The sequence below is a fragment of the Streptohalobacillus salinus genome (genome assembly GCF_003201605.1).
Classification (GTDB): Bacteria; Bacillota; Bacilli; order Bacillales; family Amphibacillaceae; genus Streptohalobacillus; species Streptohalobacillus salinus.
The window spans coordinates 88,910-104,641 of the sequence record NZ_QJJR01000001.1 but is presented as its reverse complement, the minus strand read 5'-3'; the positions used below and the strand labels follow the sequence as shown (position 1 = coordinate 104,641).

At 41.2% G+C, this 15,732-nt stretch carries 14 protein-coding genes; 6 read left to right on the top strand and 8 right to left on the bottom strand.

Annotated elements, in window-relative coordinates; all coding sequences use genetic code 11:
* Positions 1–374: 374 nt before the first annotated feature.
* Positions 375–1,016 carry a YesL family protein gene (locus DES38_RS00410; RefSeq protein WP_110250104.1) on the top strand — a complete coding sequence of 214 codons (642 nt, stop codon included), beginning with the start codon at positions 375–377 and terminating at the stop codon, positions 1,014–1,016.
* Positions 1,017–1,961: 945 nt separating this feature from the next.
* On the opposite strand, the gene DES38_RS00405 is transcribed toward DES38_RS00410, so the two are convergent.
* The 5 genes from DES38_RS00405 to DES38_RS00385 all read right to left on the bottom strand — a co-directional run bounded on the left by DES38_RS00405 (position 1,962) and on the right by DES38_RS00385 (position 7,864).
* Positions 1,962–2,819, bottom strand: coding sequence for a carbohydrate ABC transporter permease (locus DES38_RS00405; protein ID WP_110250103.1), 858 nt, complete (start codon positions 2,817–2,819; stop codon positions 1,962–1,964).
* Positions 2,820–2,834: 15 nt separating this feature from the next.
* Positions 2,835–3,716, bottom strand: a complete 882-nt coding sequence (locus DES38_RS00400; RefSeq protein ID WP_110250102.1) for a carbohydrate ABC transporter permease — start codon at positions 3,714–3,716, stop codon at positions 2,835–2,837.
* A gap of 191 nt (positions 3,717–3,907) precedes the next feature.
* Positions 3,908–5,224, bottom strand: coding sequence for an extracellular solute-binding protein (locus DES38_RS00395; RefSeq protein ID WP_110250101.1), 1,317 nt, complete (start codon positions 5,222–5,224; stop codon positions 3,908–3,910).
* A 118-nt stretch (positions 5,225–5,342) separates the two neighbouring features.
* Positions 5,343–6,113: a response regulator transcription factor gene (locus DES38_RS00390; RefSeq protein WP_110250100.1), complete on the bottom strand. Its 771-nt coding sequence runs from the start codon at positions 6,111–6,113 to the stop codon at positions 5,343–5,345.
* Positions 6,113–7,864: a sensor histidine kinase gene (locus DES38_RS00385; RefSeq protein WP_110250099.1), complete on the bottom strand. Its 1,752-nt coding sequence runs from the start codon at positions 7,862–7,864 to the stop codon at positions 6,113–6,115. Before DES38_RS00385 ends, DES38_RS00390 begins: the two co-directional genes overlap by 1 nt.
* Positions 7,865–8,028: 164 nt before the next feature.
* On the opposite strand from DES38_RS00385, the gene DES38_RS00380 reads away from it, so the two are divergent.
* Positions 8,029–8,670, top strand: coding sequence for a YigZ family protein (locus tag DES38_RS00380; RefSeq protein ID WP_110250098.1), 642 nt, complete (start codon positions 8,029–8,031; stop codon positions 8,668–8,670).
* A 49-nt stretch (positions 8,671–8,719) separates the two neighbouring features.
* Here DES38_RS00380 and DES38_RS00375 read toward each other — a convergent pair whose 3' ends face one another.
* Positions 8,720–9,247 (bottom strand): VanZ family protein, encoded by a 528-nt coding sequence (locus DES38_RS00375; RefSeq protein WP_170114273.1) that lies wholly within the window; start codon positions 9,245–9,247, stop codon positions 8,720–8,722.
* 171 nt (positions 9,248–9,418) lie between these two features.
* Between DES38_RS00375 and DES38_RS00370 the strand changes: the two genes are divergently transcribed.
* Genes DES38_RS00370 through DES38_RS00360 form a run of 3 tightly spaced genes read left to right on the top strand, consistent with a single transcriptional unit; the run spans position 9,419 to position 13,112 of the window.
* Entirely contained in the window at positions 9,419–10,015 is a 597-nt protein-coding gene (locus tag DES38_RS00370) for a class D sortase (RefSeq protein WP_110250096.1), read from the top strand.
* An 8-nt stretch (positions 10,016–10,023) separates the two neighbouring features.
* Positions 10,024–12,057, top strand: a complete 2,034-nt coding sequence (locus DES38_RS00365; protein WP_170114271.1) for a penicillin-binding transpeptidase domain-containing protein — start codon at positions 10,024–10,026, stop codon at positions 12,055–12,057.
* A gap of 29 nt (positions 12,058–12,086) precedes the next feature.
* On the top strand, positions 12,087–13,112 hold the full coding sequence (locus tag DES38_RS00360; protein WP_110250094.1) for an FUSC family protein: 1,026 nt from the start codon (positions 12,087–12,089) through the stop codon (positions 13,110–13,112).
* A gap of 96 nt (positions 13,113–13,208) precedes the next feature.
* Here DES38_RS00360 and DES38_RS00355 read toward each other — a convergent pair whose 3' ends face one another.
* Together DES38_RS00355 and DES38_RS00350 are read right to left on the bottom strand one after the other, a co-directional pair.
* Entirely contained in the window at positions 13,209–13,979 is a 771-nt protein-coding gene (locus tag DES38_RS00355) for a SurA N-terminal domain-containing protein (RefSeq protein WP_245881938.1), read from the bottom strand.
* Between the two features lie 253 nt (positions 13,980–14,232).
* The gene (locus DES38_RS00350; RefSeq protein ID WP_110250092.1) at positions 14,233–14,415 is read right to left on the bottom strand and encodes a cold-shock protein; all 183 of its coding nucleotides are present in this window, start codon (positions 14,413–14,415) and stop codon (positions 14,233–14,235) included.
* Positions 14,416–14,786: 371 nt separating this feature from the next.
* Between DES38_RS00350 and DES38_RS00345 the strand changes: the two genes are divergently transcribed.
* On the top strand, positions 14,787–15,704 hold the full coding sequence (locus DES38_RS00345; protein WP_110250091.1) for an aldo/keto reductase: 918 nt from the start codon (positions 14,787–14,789) through the stop codon (positions 15,702–15,704).
* Positions 15,705–15,732 lie beyond the last annotated feature (28 nt).

The window sequence follows — 15,732 nt, the reverse complement described above, 5'->3', positions numbered from 1 at the left end:
TTAAAACCCCATATAGTCATAGTGTTATGCTGAGTGATTGAAGACATGCATTTACGATTAGTGTCTTGCATCAATACGCACTCACGCTAAATAATCATTTCGTTTACGAATCCTCTGTTTCCATGGCGTTGGTATGTCCTCATCCCGCATGAATACGCATTTCTCAGCCTTTTCAAACTATCATATACCTTTAAGATTAAAAAGACAATCCTTACCCTATCAGACGTATGAACAAAGCGAAAGGATTCATGTTTTCTCATATTTAATCCATTCCCCTAAAAAAACAAGACTAATCACTAATCGTTATAGCCTGTTGAAAAAGATGTGTAAGCGCTATACTAAATGTGTAGGTAACCTAAATGGAGGCGACAACTATGAATGATAAAATATACCGCATAACAGAGTGGATTTCAAAACTTGCACTACTCAATCTCTTATGGCTACTAACCAGTGCGCTTGGACTCGTGCTCTTCACGTTCTTTCCTGCCACGGTTGCGATGTTCGCGACAGTGCGTGACTTTCTCACAAAAGATATTTCCACACCAGTTACGAAAACATTCATTTATCACTTTAAGAAAGACTTCCTAAGAAGTACCGGATATGGCGTGATTGTTCTCCTGATTGGCCTCATTGGTTATGCTGATCTGCTTTTCATTAATCAGTCCCAAGTGGTTGAAACAATGCTTTTTCATATTCCGCTTTACTTATTTTTAATTTTCGCCTTTCTAACCTTGCTTTATTTGATACCGATTTATGTGCATTACGACTTTCCTTTCTTTACTGTCATTAAACGAGCTTTTCTGACGATGTTAATTCATCCGATTCAAACCTTACTGATGCTTACAACAGTCGCACTTAGTGTTTACTTGATGACCTTTATCCCTGGTCTACTCTTTTTCTACGGCGGCTCGTTTATAAGTCTCGTACTGATGAGTATTAGTTTAACTATCTTTCAACAGTTATCAGAACGCCAAACAGAGAAAAATGCAACCCAAACAGCTGAACCCTCACATTAAGGGTTCAGCTCTTTTTGATTATCAAATCATCTGCTTTTGTTTCCTTCAAAAAACGCATCGCTTCGCTCACTGCAATACCTACAAAAGACTTGCTTTTCCTCGAACAATTGAACTCCCCCTCACGTAACGCACTTACGTGCTGTTTGAGGTGGGGGGACCTGCCTATATTTATATAAACAACATTCACCGGCTACATCACTCGTGAAGCCTCTCCTTACCTAGTCACATAATAACCACGTGAAGACGTAAACACGCAGTTCCCCCAGAAAGAATCACTGATCAAAAGACTAACCTAGCTATAGTTACCAAACTGACCCGTAGCGACTAACCATCCCCACCAGTAACCGGACAGCCTCACCGTTACCCGTCATCCAGGAACAAGGTTGTTGCACTCATCCGTTCGTAGTTGAGGCGTAGAACACTATCATGAAATACCCTTGACTCCCCTATCTGCTTTTAAGCATCTCCAAGAGAAAGCTTTTCTTCCGTGTCGCGCTCCTTTCAGGAACCCGTATTTAGGTCAACCAAGCAAAACATGGCCGCTAGGAACTGTTCTTTTTTCTCACATCGCGTCCTTGCCCCGTCCGTCAACCTAGTAAATTGTTTTCACGTCTGGCTGATTACTTAAGTACGACCACGCTCACGAAAAAGAGCGCTAGTGAACTTCACACCCAGCTATTCATTTCGGTGCTAGTCACTGAGGAGTTCCTAACTTAGGGTGAGAAAACGTTAACGGCAATAGCATACAATCCCCCTATCCCCACTCCTGTTCGTTTAAATAGGGCTAAGGCTTGTTTGCAGTCGATTTATCTAACGCTACAGTCACATGTCGACAATTCCCTTCTTCTCGGCAACTGCACGTTTAGTTCCTTTGTTTTTTTAGCGATGGTTCCAAAGTAAAAGCCACCCAGTCATATAGACTGAGCGGCATGGGGGAAACATAGATTAACCTTTAACAGAACCTGCTGCCATTCCTTCGACAATACGGTTACTTAAGAAGAAGAAGGCGATCAAGATAGGAATAATACTAATCATTAACGTCGCACCAATGGCACCCCAATCGGTTAAATATTGACCAATAAAGTTTTGGATCCCGACGGTTAACGTTTTGTATTTATCTGAGGATATGAATGTATTAACAAAGACAAATTCATTCCAGTTGTAGATCATATTAATAATGACAGTTGTTGATAATACCGGCATCGACATCGGTAACGCGATTTGTAAGAAAATCCGGTGGACAGAACACCCATCCATAATGGCCGCTTCCTCGATTTCGCGTGGCATCGTCCGGTAAAAGCCCATCAAAATCATAATCGTTAATGGTAAATTATACGCTGTATACGCTAAGATAATCGATAGAGGATTATCTATTAAATTCAATGTTTTATAAAACTGGAACAATGGAACAAGTGTTGAGTGAATCGGAATCATGTACCCTACCATAAATAGGAGCAATACGAAACCACTCATCTTCCATTTCATCCGGGTAATCGCAAACGTTACAAAACTTGCAAGAATAACCGTTAGAATAACGGATGTTGCGGTAATAAAGACACTGTTGAAGAAATATTGATTAATATTCCCATCTGTCCAAACCCGCGCATAGTTTTCAAATAACCAATCCTCTGGTAGGGCAAATGGTGACCGGCCGAAGATTTCTCGGTTCCCTTTTAATGAGAAGAAGAATAACCAGACAAGTGGATAGATCTGAAATACTGCAACGAGGCCGAGCACGGTATATAACGCAGTCATTGCGAGTCGTTTGACGCCTTTAGATTTTTCTTTTGTGTTTTCCTGCATGATGATCTCCCTCCCTTAAAATTGAATCGAATCGTTTTTCGATGCGGTTAATTTCTGAATGCCCCATGTTGTAATCAAGGCGAGAATTAGTAATGCAAATCCAATCGCAGAACCATAACCGAAGTTTTTAATACCGAAAGCTTGGTTGTACATATACGAGGCAATAACTTCACTGGCACCATTTGGTCCCCCGCCCGTCATAACGTAAATCAAGTCAAAGTATTTGAGTGAACCGACAATCGCAAGTACGATTGTTGTTTTAATAACACCTGAGATTAACGGCACTTTTATCTTGTAAGCAATTTGTATCGGTGTTGCGCCGTCAATTTCAGCTGCTTCCACTAATGAGGCTGGAATCCCTTTTAAAGCGGCACTGTAAATGATGATATAAAACCCTGCATATTGCCAAATAATTGCGATAAAGATAGCAACCAGAACCGTTTCACGCTGTGCAAGCCAGGCTGGTGGTGAGTCTACCCCGAGGGTTTGTAACAAACTATTTAACATCCCGTTATTCGGGTCATAAATTTTAATCCATAACTGTGCAATTGCTACTGAAGACAGTAACATTGGAATCAAGTAAATCTTTCTAAGTAATTCTTTCCCTTTGATCTTCCCTGCCAAGATTAACGATACCGCAAGGTATAGTATTAAACTTAAGGTCGAGAACAAGGCTAAGAAGAATGAGTTTCTTGCTGAGAACCAAAACTTAGGATCTTGCAGTAAGTTCATGTAATTATCAAGACCGATGAATTCCATCGCGCCAACGCCGTTCCACTCCATTAAACCGTAATATCCGGTTAAAAAGATTGGGATATAAACTAATCCTGCAAGAAGCAGCAATGATGGCAATACGTATAAAGCAATTATTTTTTTATTAGACATAACTTTATCCATCTTAAGCTTCACCCCTTCTATCTATCATATTTTTATTGATCATCTCTTATTGTGTCAATCGTGCTGCATTTACGCTTGATGAGATGAATCACTACTGTTTGATTTTAAAGAAAACGGCTACGGACTAAGAGACCGTTAGCCGTTTTCGTGATAATTCGTCATTAAGTTGTCTTGCTTAAACGCTTTCTTCCTTACTCTGCACGCAATGCTTCTTCGTGCGCAGCGGCAAACTCTTCTGGTGTTACCTCACCCATGAATAATGCTTGAATCATGTTTAAGTGTACATCTGCTGCTTCTGCTGACATTTGCACATCTGCATACAAGGTTAAGTTTGATGCTTCGTTTAAGTCATTTAAGATGTCAATGTACATTTGTGGTAAGTCAAGGCTTCCTGTGTCAACTTTCGTTGCTGGAATCACACCTGCATCGGTAACTGACATTTCACCCCAACGCTCAACAAAGTAACCAACAAAATCTTTTGCTTCATCTTTAACATCTGAGTTTTCTGCAACAAAGAGCCCAACACCAGGTCCACCTACGTAGCTATTGATGTCGCCTGCGCCACCTTCAACAGTTGGGAACTTGAAGTAACCAATTGAATCTCTAAATTCTTGTGGGTTATCTTCATTTGTTGTCCACTCTGGTAAGTCCCAAGTCGCCATTAAATACATCGCTGCTTGTTCATTAATGAAGTAACCTTTTGCTTCGTCATTACCTAAACCATTGGTTCCGTTAATAAAGGCACCCATCTCGACAAGTTCTTGCAATTCAGCTGCTGCTTGAATTAATGCTTCACTCTCAAATGAGATGTCACCACTAATCGCATCAGTAATGGTAGAAGGTCCACCAATACGGTCAGCTAAATACATGTACCACATTGAACCTGTCCATGCATCACGGTTACCTAAAGTAATCGGTGTCATGTCATTGTCATTTAAAGTGGTAATTGCTGCTTTTAATTCGTCTAATGTTTCTGGAACGTCGACACCGTACTCATCAAACATTGCTTGATTGTAGTACATTGGTGTGATGTTTAACTCAAGTGGTAAACCATAAGTCGCACCATCAACCGCATAAGCTTCAGTTGTTCCTGGTATAAAGATGTCTGTGTCTAACTCTGTTAAATCAGCAAACATGTTTCCGCTTACATAAGGGTTAATGAAACCGCCACCCCAAGTCATCCCAACATCAGGGAGATCATCACTTGAGCCAAGTACACTTAATTTTTCTTTGTATTGCTCATTACCTAAGATTTCCATCTCAACGGTAACGTTTTCATTTTCTGCTTCGAACTCATCAACAATGGTTTGAACAATCATGTTGTGTTGTTTCGAGCTACCTTCTGGCCATAAGTGCATGAAATCAATCACGACTTCTTCTTCACTTGAACCGTTGTCTCCTGATGAACCGTTATCTCCTGATGACGTATCCTCGTCATCACCACAAGCGACCAAACCGACGACTAACAACATTAATGCGAATAATAATCCTAAACGTTTCTTTAACATTTTTCCTTACCCCCTAAAAAATAGTGTGTAAATAACTTACACACTTAATTTATCACGCGAACGAAGTTCTGGTAAGGGACTAGTTTTTAGTCAAAAGTACACTATTTACAGAAAGCGCTTACACGTTTTTTCGGTAAGCGCCAGGTGTGGTCCCTTCAAATTCGCGAAAAACCTTATTAAAGTATTTAGGTGTATGGTAGCCCACTGCTTCGGCGACTTCCGTTACATTTAAATCACTTGTCAGCAATAATTGTTTCGCATGTTGAATGCGAATCCGAGTTAAATATTCAACAAATGATATCTTCAACTCATCCTTAAACAAGGTACTTAAATAACTCGCATTTAAATGAACATGATGAGCCACTTCCTTCAGCGAAATCGGTTGGTCATAAAAATCATCAATGTAGGTGATCGCCTCTTTAATTGACCGTGAAAAATGCTGGTGCTGATCATTAATTTTAAGGAGTTCATCATCTACAATCTCATTAATCATTGCCTGTTTCTTTAAGGTTGCTTGTTTTTCGAGTGCGGCTTCTGTTGCTTCGATTAACTCATTTTTCTTCACCGGTTTAACCAGGTAGTTAGTCACTTGCAAGCGCAGCGCTTCTTTTGCGTAATTAAAATCGGAGTAGGCCGAGACAACAATCACTGCCGGTGTTTCTTTTTGCGCGTCTAAAGCACTTACGAGCGCTAAACCATCCATTTCAGCCATTTGAATATCGGTAATGAGTAAATGCACCGTTTCTTGTTCAATAAAGCTGAGCGCCTCTTTCGCATTATCAAATAGATGGAGATCATATTGGCCTTCAGAGTAGGTAGAGAGGGTCCGTTTGATCCCCTCTCTTGCTCTCGGCTCATCATCTACAATTACAATTGTTTTTTCTATCATCACGACATCTCCTCTTTATATGGTATGGTAAAGCGCACCGTGGTCCCCACGTTTGGTTCACTAGTAAAGACAAGTTGATCCGCGTAGGTTTTTCCGTAGTAAAGTGCCAACCGCTTTTTGATGTTGGCAAGTGCCATGCCTGTCCCTTTTGTCGTTATTTTTGATTCTTCAGCTAAGGATTGATGTAATTTGGCTAAGTCTTTTTCTTGCATGCCTTTGCCGTTATCACATATTTCAATAGAGATAAGGTCTGCATCCGTAGGTACTACCCGCTCACCGTGTGCTGAATTCGCAGCGATTGTAAGCTTGACCACCCCGGCAGCTTCTTGTTCAGTTAACCCGTGTAAGATCGCATTTTCAACAAAGGGTTGAATCAATAGCTTTGGAATACGAACGGTTTCTAAATCGTGATCAACATCCAATATTAAATTGATATGTTCCCCGAAACGCATTTTCATAATGGTCATGTAATCCTTCAAGTGATTAATTTCATCACGCAACATGACCCATTCGTCATCTTTTGATTTGGTAATTGTATAACGAAACAAGTCAGACATCGCTAAAACCATGTCACTCAGTTCATCTTCTTCTTTCTCATCAAGCGACCAGTACAACGCGTTTAAGGTATTAAAAAGAAAGTGCGGATTGATCTGTGCTTGCAACGCCTTTAATTCCGTTTGACTTTTAATTAATTCCTTTTCGTAGACCATTTGAATCAAGTAATTCGTATGTTCAACCAATTGATTATAGGTATCATTTAATTCATTTATCTCATTCGATGCCACACTCTCTGGTGTTAATGTTAACACCCCTTCATGGGCTTTTCTCATGGTTTCTGTTAACCGATTGATCGGTTTGGTAATGTAAGTCGATAAGCCAAATGAGAAAATAAAGAAGACAACAATCCCTACCGAACCCGCAATTAATATAATTGTCCGCAAGACAGGTAAGCCTTCCGTTAAATGTTCGACTGGGGTAAAGACGCTGACCGTAAATCCGGTTGCTCGTGAGGTTTGATTAATCTCAATGTACTCCCCTTGACTTGCTGCCTCTTCTCGTAACTCCTCTAAACTCATCTGATCATTTTGATGATTGGTTGCAATGAGTGCCCCGAACTGGTCACGGACCACGGTTAATTGGTTCATGCCTTGATTAATCGGTTCAAAATACGGGCGCATGACCCGAATCAACATGTAGCCACCGTTAGAAAAATTATCATTGAGTAAACTGATGCGTCGCATTAAGAGAAAGTAATTATCATCATTCGGATCAACACCAACCCAGACCAATCGGCCTCGTGCTTCTTCAACCTGGCTAATCGTATCAACCGGAACTTGTCCATTTAAATTGGGTCCGTCTAGTGGAATAATGTTGCTTAAGTTTGGACCATACAAATCCACCCGGTAAATCCCATCAGCATTTGCTTGGATCCGGCTCGTAATTGAAATCAATTCTTGTTTTTCACTAAAACTAATTGCACCATTATTGGCTTCTTCTAGCATCAGTGCTTGGACGGTATCATTGGTCATGATTTGTTTGGTGACCAAATTGAGTTGTTCAAATAACGAATCGTAACGACCGACCGATTCTATCGCTGTTTGACGGATTTGTTCTCTTGCGTTATCTTTCAACATGCTTGCCACTTGATTAAAAATTAAGTAACTGACAATTGATAGGACGACGAGCATAGCAATTAAAAAGACTGCTAATATTTGATTTCTTAAGGTGTTATATTTTCTAAAGCGTTTCATCGCGAGTCACCCTCCCAGTTGTTAGATAACGCTTACACCAGATGAACTAAAACCATCATACCAGGCGGTAAAATGTTTGTCTATTCCCTAGACAAAGAATCTTCTGCCCTTTACCTCGCCACTGTTCCCACGTATAATTGATAAAGAAGAAGGAGTGACGCCAGATGTTAAAGCACTATCTCACCGTGAAAAATAATGGGCAAGCCGAAATAGAGATCCAAAAATCCCGTTTTATCGGTCATGTCAAACGATGTGAAACGGAAGAAGCAGCAAAAACATTTATTGACGAAATCAAAAAGAATCACCGTCAGGCTAATCATAATTGTTCAGCATATGTGATTGGGGAACGTGATCACATCCAAAGAGCGCATGATGACGGTGAACCTTCAGGCACCGCCGGCGTACCTATCCTTGACGTGATTAAGAAACAAGGATTAAAGGACACCTGTGTTGTTATTACCCGCTATTTTGGCGGTATTAAGCTTGGTGCAGGTGGATTGATTCGTGCTTATTCAGAAGCAACAAGTACGGCGATTCGTGCAACAGGTGTTGTTAGCCGCAAGTGGGTAGAAGAAATGATTGTAACCGTTGATTACGGGCTGCTTGGCAAGATTGAACATGCGCTGATTGATAGCGACTACCTATTAGATACGATTGATTATTTAGCAAACGTCACCCTACATATTTATGTAGAAGCTGACCAAATCAACCGCTTTAAAACATGGCTAACTGATTTAACCCATGACCAACTCACCATTGAACAAGGGAGCGCAGTCTACCTGGAGACACCGGTTTCTAACGGGTGATTGGTTTAACGCCTGATGTTTTGCTTGCTATGTGACAGGAACGTTGCCGCTACCACTCCCGTCGCTGGTGCTTCTTTTTATGGCGGGCACTGACCAACCAGACCGTCAGGCATGCCAAAAAAACACCAACCGCGTCAATGACAACATCACCTATGTACGGCGTTCTGTTTGGGGTCAGTCCTTGATGCCATTCATCAAAAAAGGCGTAGCTAATTGACAACCCTATCGCAAGCAGATAGCTGCTGGTACGATTTATCCGTATATTCCTTAAGGCAATAAACCATAAAATAAACAAGACATAAAAGATAAACAGATGGGCTCCCTTTCGAAGGAAGAATTCTATCATACCGTAGACGCCATGTGTGGCTAGACTGACTTCACGTTGATTGTAGCTGAAGCTGATTTGTTCAAGGATAGGTTCAAGTCCACTTAAATCAAGCCGTTCACGCATGAGCGGTTGGATATTCTGATCTTGGTATGGCATCGCTGAGGCGTAAAAGATCACCGCCATCCAAACGATTGGTATGACTAACCAACCGTAACGTTTCATTTGAGTCAGCACTTTAGTTTTTTTCACGTGCGTTACCGTCCCTTCAACGACACATCGTTCGATCATGTTTTTTGATTTTATCCAGTTAATTGTCTGCATTTACACCATCAATCTGATTTATTTGAGGTATACTTAAGATAGCATTTTCCATTATAACATAAACAAACACGCACGAATTCCCTAGAGGAGGCGCATGATATGAAGAAACTTGCAACATTATTGATGATGGTCGGCCTTGTTTTTTTAATCTATGGTGGTTATCAATATTTCACCGTTCAAGCGAAAGAATCTGGTGCTACACGTGAAGCCGAAGCACTTATTGCTGAACGTGCACAAGCACCCGAAGATAAGTCCACCGTGATGGCTGCATTTGATCCCGCACTCGGTGAGACGATTGGTTTACTCGAAATTGATAAAATTGATGCGCGCGTCCCAATCATTGAAGGTTCAGATGCAGAATCTTTAGACCGTGGCGTTGGTCATTATGAAACGACTGCTTTTCCTGGTCAAGGGGATCAAATTCTCTTATCGGGGCATCGAGATACCGTTTTTACAAAACTAGGTGAGGTCGAGGTCGGTGACATCATCACAATCGAACTCCCTTACGGGCGATTTGACTACAAGATGGTGGCAAGTAAAATAGTTGACGCTGATGACCGAACCGTTATCGGCTCGACGGCACCAAATGAAGAACTGATTGTTTCTACTTGTTATCCCTTCGGGTTTGTGGGCAGTGCCCCCGATCGTTATGTAGTTTATGCGGTGCCCGTCGAAAGTGAAGGTGAAGCTAAATGAGGAAAATAGTGACATTAGTAAGTCTTCTCTTACTGATAGGCTTAGTGGCTTGTAGTAACGACGAAGAACCGACTGACTTAAGTCCATCATCGGTCTTAGCATCATACAGTGAGGCCCAAGAAAATGGGGATTACGCAGCGATGTACGCCTTTTTAAACAGTAAAAGTAAAGCATCGATTGACCAAGAGGCATTTGTTGCACTCTATCAAGAGACTTACGAGGCACTCGGTACGACCGCAGTGACGATTGACTATACCTTACCTGACACAAACACTGACACCGAAGCCGACGAAGCAACGGCAGATAAAGCACCTGTTACCGCCACATTAAGTGTTAGTCAAGATACACGCGCTGGTCCTTATCAATTTGAACAAACACTTGAAATGATTCCAATTATTAATGATGAAAACATCATTACCGATTGGGTCCTCAATTGGCATCAAGGCCATGTCATTCCTCCCATTCGTGAGGGTGGTGAAATTGAAGTCATCACAACAGAGCCGCAACGTGGTGAAATACTTGACCGCCATCAAGAAGCTTTAGCAATGAACGGTGAGCTATTGCAAATTGGTGTAGACATCGGTAACTTTACTGACCGTACGACTGAAATTGAGGCGCTAAGTGTGGCTTTAGATCTATCGGTTGAAACAATTGAAGCAAAGCTCGATCAAAGTTGGGTTGAGGAGGGGTTATTCATCCCGTTAAAAGCTATCCCCGCTCACGACGAAGCCACACGGGAAGCACTTAGAAAAATTCCTGCCGTGTTGTCGCAAACCATCGCCGGACGCATATACCCTTATGGTGAAGCTGCAGCACATCTTGTCGGCTATGTCGGGACCGTTACTGCCGAAGATTTAGAAAATGATGCGTCAGATACGTTGGAGGAAACAGATATTATCGGTAAGCGCGGCTTAGAACAACGTTACGAGGATACCTTACGCGGTGAACCAGGCTTCCGACTTGTCGTTAACCGTGAAGGCACCAAAACGGGCATCACAGAAGTCGCTCCTAAAAATGGTGAGGATTTAACGTTAACGATTGATATCGACACCCAAATGAAGATTTTTGAGTCCATGCAAGGTGAAGCAGGACATGCCGCGGCGATTGATCCTAAAACCGGTGAAACATTGGCACTTGTCTCAAGTCCCGCTTTCGATCCGCATTTATTCACTTATGGCATCAGCAATCGGGATTACAGTCGTTTGGTCGATGATCCCCTTAACCCGCTATTCAATCGCTTTTCCAGTACGTATGCACCAGGGTCCAGCTTTAAACCCTTAACGGCGATGATTGGCTTACATGCGGGCACGTTCACCCCGGAAGATGGGTTGACGATTGAAGGATTGACCTATCAAGAACCGAGTTTCGGTAACTACGAGGTACGCCGAGTCTCTGAGAGTGACGGACCAGTTGATTTACACGATGCCCTCGTCCGTTCAGACAATATTTATTTTGCGCGTCGCGCCTTAGAAATTGGGGCAGACGCCTTTGTTGAAGGGCTCGCGCTCTTCGGATTCAACCAAGAAGACTTTGATTTCGCTTACCCTATCCAACGCGCACAAATTGCTAACGAAACGCTTTCCGGTGATGTGTTACTTGCTGACTCTGGCTACGGGCAAGGTCAGCTATTAATGAGCAGTCTGCACCTAGCGAGTAGTTATACCCCGATCATTAATCAAGGTAACCTGATAAAACCGATCTTGTTTACTGAAGAGGAAAAAGGACAAATTTATACCGAATCGCTCATCACCAGTAGCGATGCTGATAAGCTAAAACAAGCATTGTATGATACTGTTCATTCAGAAAATGGCACGGCAACAGTTGCCCAATCGGATGCGGTGACGATTCTTGGAAAGACAGGAACAGCTGAATTAAAATCAAGTGCAACTGATACAAATCAAGCTGAAAACGGTTGGTTTGTCGGTTTTAACCAAGAAGAAACGCACCTGATTAGTATGATGATTGAGGGCGTCAACGGCCGTGGCGGCAGTAGTTATACTGCCGAACGCGTGAAAGCTGCCTTTCTTGCCCTTCAACCATAGCCATATTTTAAGTTAGGAAGGACACTCATATGTTACAACTTTTAGAACGTTACATTGGCATCAGGGTTATTAAAACGGGGTTAGCCGTCTTTTTAACATCAACAATCTGTCTCTTTTTTGATTTACCGGCAGTGTTTGCCGTCATTACCGCAATCGTTACCATCGAACCAACGGTACAAGATTCAATCAAAAAGGGGCTGGTGCGTTTTCCCGCCTCTGCGATTGGCTCGTTTTATGCCGTCACGTTTATTTCCCTACTCGGGGTCTCACCGCTTACCTTTACCGGTGCAAGTGTGTTAACAATTATTACGTGTTATAAACTTAAACTCTATGACGGATTGCTCGTTGCCACCTTAACATCCGTCGCAATGATTTCCGTCATTCACGACGCTTACTTTCATGCTTTCTTCGTTCGGTTGCTGACAACCTCGATCGGTCTCGGTATCTCAACGTTGGTCAATTTGTTTATTTTACCACCGAACTATGTGAAACAAATCGATCGAACAATCACCTCGGTACTTGCGCTTGCTGGTGAAGATTTGAAACAGTTTGCTTACGCATTAAACGCGCATCATTTAGATCGCTTTCAAAAGCAAGCCGATGATTTGTTTAGCCGTTACCATAAAAACGTAGAAACGATTGAACGTCTGGTTCACTATCAAAAGTCAGAGTCACGCTTCCACCGGAAACACTATCAGTTAAAGACTGATATCATGCTTGAAGAAAAACAACTACAACTATTGAAGTTAATCCAATACCATATCGGCAACTTAAATGCTTCCGCACCTTCTTCCGTCGCCTGGGAAGAAGCAGATGTCGAGAACATTGTCGCAATTACTGAGCAGTTAGCCGGCTATTTAACGGGCACCATCGTCTTTGATTTAACGGATCATCAAACATACTTAAACCAATTGCATTTACAATTTGCAAAGTCCGCCAAGCAAGAAATGAATTCAACTTATTATTTTCATAAGGAAACTGTCATTCTTTATGAATTAATTTCTTTGTATCAACTTACAGAAGAGTATTTCAATTCAGAAGAAATACGTGACTAACTGCACCTAAACAAATCAAATCGCAATAGCTAGCCACGTAAAAAGCGCCTAAACAAACGATTGTTTAGGCGCTTTACTCTTTTATTATGATCTTATTTAGATTCTTTCTTCGATGTCAGCTTCTTCTCTTAACTGTTCAATCTCAGCTAAAAACGCTTCTTGTGTTTTACTTTGCGTGATTTGCGACTCAACTTGTGGTCTTACTTCTTCTAAAGCAGGTGCTTCTTCACCCATCTGCTGTTGCAACAATTCATAATATTCTTCAACTTCTGCATCCGTTACTTCGATTTCACCAATCTCTTCTTCAATATAATATTGTTGAAGCAATTGTGTTCTTAAAACGCTTCTAAATTTTTCTTCGGTGTAGGATAACTGCTCAAGAGCTGTCTCAAATTCTTCTTGCGTTTCGAATTGACTCTTCGTTTGTTCAATGGCTTCATCAATATCTGTTTCCGTTACCTCTATGCCTTTCGCTTCAGCATCTTGTGCTAATAGCGTTTGACTTTTAAGTGAAGCGAGTGCTTGTTCTTTCAACATATCAAGATCTGAAGTATCTTGACCATTTTGAGCTAAATAAGATTTTGTGTCAATGTATGAGGTATTATATGCTTCGCCTAATACTTCTTCACCATTAACCACTAATACAACCTCATCAGCTGCTACTTTTTCTTCTTCAGAAACCTCAACATTTGGCACATCAGTTTCTGAGCCCTCATCAGCAGCATCGTTCTCGGTTTCGGTATCATTTGAATCTGTCGTATTTTCTGATTCATCATTACCATCAGTATCCTCACTATCTTCTGAACATGCAACCAACAACATGGTTCCTAATAACAATACAATTAAAAATTTTAAATGTTTTTTCATCACGTTAAAATACCCCATTTCATATATTAAGCTTGCTTTGTCACGCTTCCTTGGAAACTACATGCTCCATTAGAACATGTTTAAAAATCGTTTTCAAGTGAAAATACCTCCAAAAGCAAAGTAAGTAAAAAGTAAGGAATGCATGCCACTTTTTGTAACCCTTACGTAACTTTTCAAACCTATCCTTAAATCATCCTTAAAGAAACGCAAAAAATTAAAGTGACCCGTAGATCACTTTATGCGAAAAGTATAATTATGATAATTTCGGTAACACTCTTGTTTCTTCGTGCATTGTTGAGCCACACAATGGACAATTTGGTTTTTCATCAAATGAATAGTTCGGCCGCATCCACCCTGGGCAATCCTCATTGTCGCACGTCCATATTTCTGTTTCTACTTCTTCTACCGGTTCTCGGCGATTATTATAATAAGCCATTTTGCATTACCCCTTTCATGGGTTTACTCTTTATTATACGCCTTTTTGACAAATAAAACAAAGTTAAAATCGAAGCTATAGGAAATTTATCAAAGAAAATAGTTCTTTTGTCTGATGAAAATCAACGATAAGTATCATATAATGAAAACGGTTACAATTTTGGAATATTTACTTCTTTACATTTGAATATCGGTTCAACTGTATCTGGAAGTAGCGTATTTTTCAAATTAGATTGTCCCCCTTATTGACACCCAATTCCGTATAATTGGGTGTATTTTTTTGCATTCTTTTTGTTTCCCACTTACACTTAACGGGAAGGTATATTTAGAAAAGGTTTCATAGACCACACATGACAAAGGAGACGATGATACATGCACTATCGTAAATTAGGGCGCACTAACTTAGCACCTTCAGTTATCGGGGTTGGCACATGGCAATTTGGTGGCGAATGGGGTGTCGATTTCACTCAAAAGGATGTCGATGCAATTCTTTCAACTGCCAAAGAAGAAGGCATTAATTTAATTGACACCGCCGAATGTTACGGTGATCACTTATCTGAACACTTTATCGGTGATTACTTAAAACGTCATCAGCGTGAAGACTGGATCGTTGCCACTAAATTCGGTCATCATTTCCATGATAACTTTGACCGTACGCGTCGCGTTGAGAGTAGCGATGTTCTAAAACAATTGGACGCTTCTTTAAAAGCCCTCAACACCGATTATATTGATTTGTACCAAGGACATTCGTTACGTGATCATGAGTTTGATAACGATGATTTATGGACGATGCTAGATAAACAAAAACAAGCGGGGAAAATCAAGCACTTAGGCCTGTCACTTGAAAATAACCCAAGTCTTGAACAGACCAAACACGCTCGCACAATTGGTGTGGATGCTTTACAGTTAATTTATAACCGTTTAACAACCGAACCTGAAGAGACCATCTTCCCGGTTGCAAAGGATTTAGACTTAGGCGTTCTTGCCCGGGTTCCCCTTGCAAGTGGTTACTTAAGTGGTAAATACAAACCTAATGACACCTTTAAAAGCAATGATGTCCGTTCACGTCACGACGACCAAGAACGCATCAAAAAGTTAGCGCTTGTCGAAAAGATTAAACAAGAGGAAGTCCCTGAAGGGGTGAACATGGCGACATGGGCGCTGAGCTGGTGCTTAAAACACGAGGTTGTGACCACAGTTATTCCTGGCTGTAAAACGCCTGATCAGGTAAGGAAAAATGCACAAGCAGCTGATTTAGCTGATTTGCATCATCCGAAAACGATAAAATAATCGGTCATGCCCACATACAAAAAGATCA

What these genes read in the sequence shown, in the direction of transcription:
- DES38_RS00390 (WP_110250100.1), bottom strand. Translation starts at nt 6,113, where the DNA reads ATGATAGAAAAAACAATTGTAATTGTAGATGATGAGCCGAGAGCAAGA.
- DES38_RS00345 (WP_110250091.1), top strand. Translation starts at nt 14,787, where the DNA reads ATGCACTATCGTAAATTAGGGCGCACTAACTTAGCACCTTCAGTTATC.
- DES38_RS00410 (WP_110250104.1), top strand. Translation starts at nt 375, where the DNA reads ATGAATGATAAAATATACCGCATAACAGAGTGGATTTCAAAACTTGCA.
- DES38_RS00370 (WP_110250096.1), top strand. Translation starts at nt 9,419, where the DNA reads ATGAAGAAACTTGCAACATTATTGATGATGGTCGGCCTTGTTTTTTTA.
- DES38_RS00360 (WP_110250094.1), top strand. Translation starts at nt 12,087, where the DNA reads ATGTTACAACTTTTAGAACGTTACATTGGCATCAGGGTTATTAAAACG.
- DES38_RS00385 (WP_110250099.1), bottom strand. Translation starts at nt 7,864, where the DNA reads ATGAAACGCTTTAGAAAATATAACACCTTAAGAAATCAAATATTAGCA.
- DES38_RS00395 (WP_110250101.1), bottom strand. Translation starts at nt 5,224, where the DNA reads ATGTTAAAGAAACGTTTAGGATTATTATTCGCATTAATGTTGTTAGTC.
- DES38_RS00405 (WP_110250103.1), bottom strand. Translation starts at nt 2,819, where the DNA reads ATGCAGGAAAACACAAAAGAAAAATCTAAAGGCGTCAAACGACTCGCA.
- DES38_RS00350 (WP_110250092.1), bottom strand. Translation starts at nt 14,415, where the DNA reads ATGGCTTATTATAATAATCGCCGAGAACCGGTAGAAGAAGTAGAAACA.
- DES38_RS00400 (WP_110250102.1), bottom strand. Translation starts at nt 3,716, where the DNA reads ATGGATAAAGTTATGTCTAATAAAAAAATAATTGCTTTATACGTATTG.
- DES38_RS00380 (WP_110250098.1), top strand. Translation starts at nt 8,029, where the DNA reads ATGTTAAAGCACTATCTCACCGTGAAAAATAATGGGCAAGCCGAAATA.
- DES38_RS00355 (WP_245881938.1), bottom strand. Translation starts at nt 13,979, where the DNA reads ATGAAAAAACATTTAAAATTTTTAATTGTATTGTTATTAGGAACCATG.